The 2623-nt window shown below is 33.4% G+C and carries 4 protein-coding genes and 1 pseudogene; all 5 read left to right on the top strand.

Annotated elements, in window-relative coordinates; translation table 11 throughout:
* Positions 1-569: 569 nt before the first annotated feature.
* Positions 570-830, top strand: a pseudogene (locus tag AC1DJR_RS25690) (hypothetical protein); the annotation flags it as partial.
* 267 nt (positions 831-1097) lie between these two features.
* Positions 1098-1394 (top strand): WXG100 family type VII secretion target, encoded by a 297-nt coding sequence (locus AC1DJR_RS25685; RefSeq protein ID WP_477003828.1) that lies wholly within the window; start codon positions 1098-1100, stop codon positions 1392-1394.
* Positions 1395-1580: 186 nt separating this feature from the next.
* A complete protein-coding gene (locus AC1DJR_RS25680) occupies positions 1581-1856 on the top strand; it encodes a TIGR04197 family type VII secretion effector (RefSeq protein WP_429692103.1) in 276 nt (91 codons plus the stop codon).
* A gap of 41 nt (positions 1857-1897) precedes the next feature.
* Positions 1898-2260, top strand: a complete 363-nt coding sequence (locus tag AC1DJR_RS25675) for a DUF3958 family protein (protein WP_016094664.1) — start codon at positions 1898-1900, stop codon at positions 2258-2260.
* Positions 2261-2337: 77 nt separating this feature from the next.
* Positions 2338-2623, top strand: a 286-nt coding sequence (locus AC1DJR_RS25670; protein WP_477003827.1) for a T7SS effector LXG polymorphic toxin, incomplete at its 3' end; no start/stop codon positions are given.

Below are 2623 nucleotides of genomic sequence, written 5' to 3'. Positions count from 1 at the left end.
CAATACTACTGCAGCTAAAATCTCACAGGTTAAATAACATCCAAATCGTTTATCCCGCATTAACGGGCAGTAAGACCCCCACCTCAAAATTCAGCGGAAGCAAAGAAGTTAGGAGGGGGATGAACAAAACCCCCACTGATTAAAGTTTCACTTTATATGATTGATAAGTCACGGTTTGGGTTATTTCTTTTTTGTTTTCACTTGTAATGCTTCACCTGTGAAAGTATTAAACTTGTAATACTTAACAGTAGTATTACGATGCATATTTTTCACTTTTTGGGATAATAAGTCCYTTCTTTTTTTTGTAATACATAAAAATAGATGTCAAACGGGATATGTTGTATCCAATCTGGACAACTAATATTAGAAATACACTTATTAGACACTCTAAGTAATAAATTTGTTCCACTTTAAGATGAGGAAGAATTTGGGGTTTGTAAAATAACGATGGAACTACGTGTTTTTTCGTCATACAAAAACCTCTACATATAAGTAGAGGTTTTTAAATTATATATGGATGAATTATGCTTTTTTAGATAAAGCAAATCGAGTTCAGGTAAAAGAAGAACATAGAAGAAACGTTGTTTGATAAACTTAAAGATACTGTTGAAAATAACGTAGAAGCGATGGATCAGTTGTACGAAAAATTTATTCGCCAGATAGAAAATACTCCTATTATCGGGCAATATCATAACTACAAAAAAGGGCAAAATGAAGCGGTGTTAGATGAACTTAAAGGAATATTAAACACAATTTTACATCCAATAGATAGTGTTGAGGGCGCTGTGTATGCTCTTTCTCACATCGACGGAACATTTGCTGCTATGGAATGAAAGATTTGGATTAAATGCACCTATTATTACATTCGGAAATAATATCTCTAACGCTGAAAAGATATTTGATCTAGGTATTCTTTTCTATATTTTAGAAACAATTGAAGCGAGAAAGAGTAGAATATTTAATGATTAGAATTGATAATATTCTAATATTCAATAGAAAGATAAAATGTTTAAAAGTTCAAAATAATACATTATAATATATTTAGTAAAATTAACCAAAATATATTTTRCTTATTATCTATTAAAGGGGAAATRAAAATGGCTGGACAAATTCGTATGTCACCAGAGGAGCTTAAATCRAAAGCGRCTCGATATGGACAAGGTGCAAATCAAATTGAGGAYATTTTAAGTCAAYTACAAAACTTACAAAATGAATTAAGAGGAGAATGGGAAGGWCGTGCTTTYGAAGGTTTTGAYCAACAGTTCAATSAATTAAAGCCAAARGTACAAAACTTTGCACAGCTATTACAAGAAATTAATATGCAGCTGAATAAAACTGCAGAGGCTGTTGCTTCTCATGATGAAGAATTATCACGTAATTTCGGTTTGAAATAAAAATTGTTTTACTCTATATAACAAGCATTTCAAATGAGCCATACAGCTTATATTGTATGGCTCATTTGATTGCGTGCCYAGCTTAGCTGGACACACGTTTAMAAAGAGTGATATTGATAGAGAAATTTCATATATTTATTGGGATTTCTTTGGCATGTTCTGAAAATTAGAGAAAGGATTTGAGTGATGGGACAATTTCAAAGTAATTTTCAAAAGGCACAACACATTGCTACGCAGATGAGAACAGCTTCGAATATGATCCAAAGTGCAACAAACCGTTCTATAACAAAGGCGACGCGTACAACACTATCTGTTAATTCCAAAGCACAAGAAGCGAATCAACAAATGTTAGATTTTACGAAACAATTTTCYACTGCCTTTCAACAAGCGGTCGATAATATTCATTCAGTAGCCCAAGAGTTTGAGAGAATGGATAACGAACTTCACAAYACTTTTCGCTAATGTGACAACCTACRTAARGGTAAAAYGGTAGGAGGAATATGATGAGTCAAGATATTGAAAAACAAATCAATCAAGTAAATCAAAAGTTAMGAAGTGTATTTGAAGAACAAGACCGAAATCAATCCGCGATTCACATTCAGGAGCAAGCGGAAGCAGATTTTTATGAATGGAGAGGTCGAAGCCATCGTTTGTTTGATCGAATTTTAGGAACTTGGCATGATGATAGAGAAATGTCTCAGTTTTTTATGAATACATATCAAGATGCAAAACATATTGAAAGAAAAGTCACATTTGAATTGGAAAACAAAAAAGAAACGYTGCTTAAAGAAAGACGAGACCTTAGTGATTTAGAAAACGACCTTTCCTATCAACAACAACAATTAGCAAGGGAGGTCAATGCATGAGTTTAAATATGTATTTAGGAGAAGTACAAAGCCAAACTCGAAGCATGAATGCTGTATGTATCGCTACCATTTAAGGCATGGAACAAGCGATTCAGTCGATTGACGCTTTTGCAGTTGATACTGTGTTACAAGGGCAAACATATAGCAGTGCAAAAGCATTTTTTGTACAAACCTTTCGTCCTTTAGCGCAAGGAATCATTTATTTATGTGAAGAATTAATCCGTCAGAATGATGTTTTTCCAAGTCAATTTCAATCACAAGTCGCTTCCACAGATGTAATTGAACAAGAAATATTAGAACAAATTCGAGAAATTGACCGAATGAAAGCAAGTATGGAAGCCATCAGTCAAGCTATGCCAATCC

The organism is Bacillus sp. 05T31 (assembly GCF_056396725.1).
The sequence above is the reverse complement of the archived record's forward strand: the minus strand, read 5'-3'. Positions and strand labels throughout refer to the sequence as shown.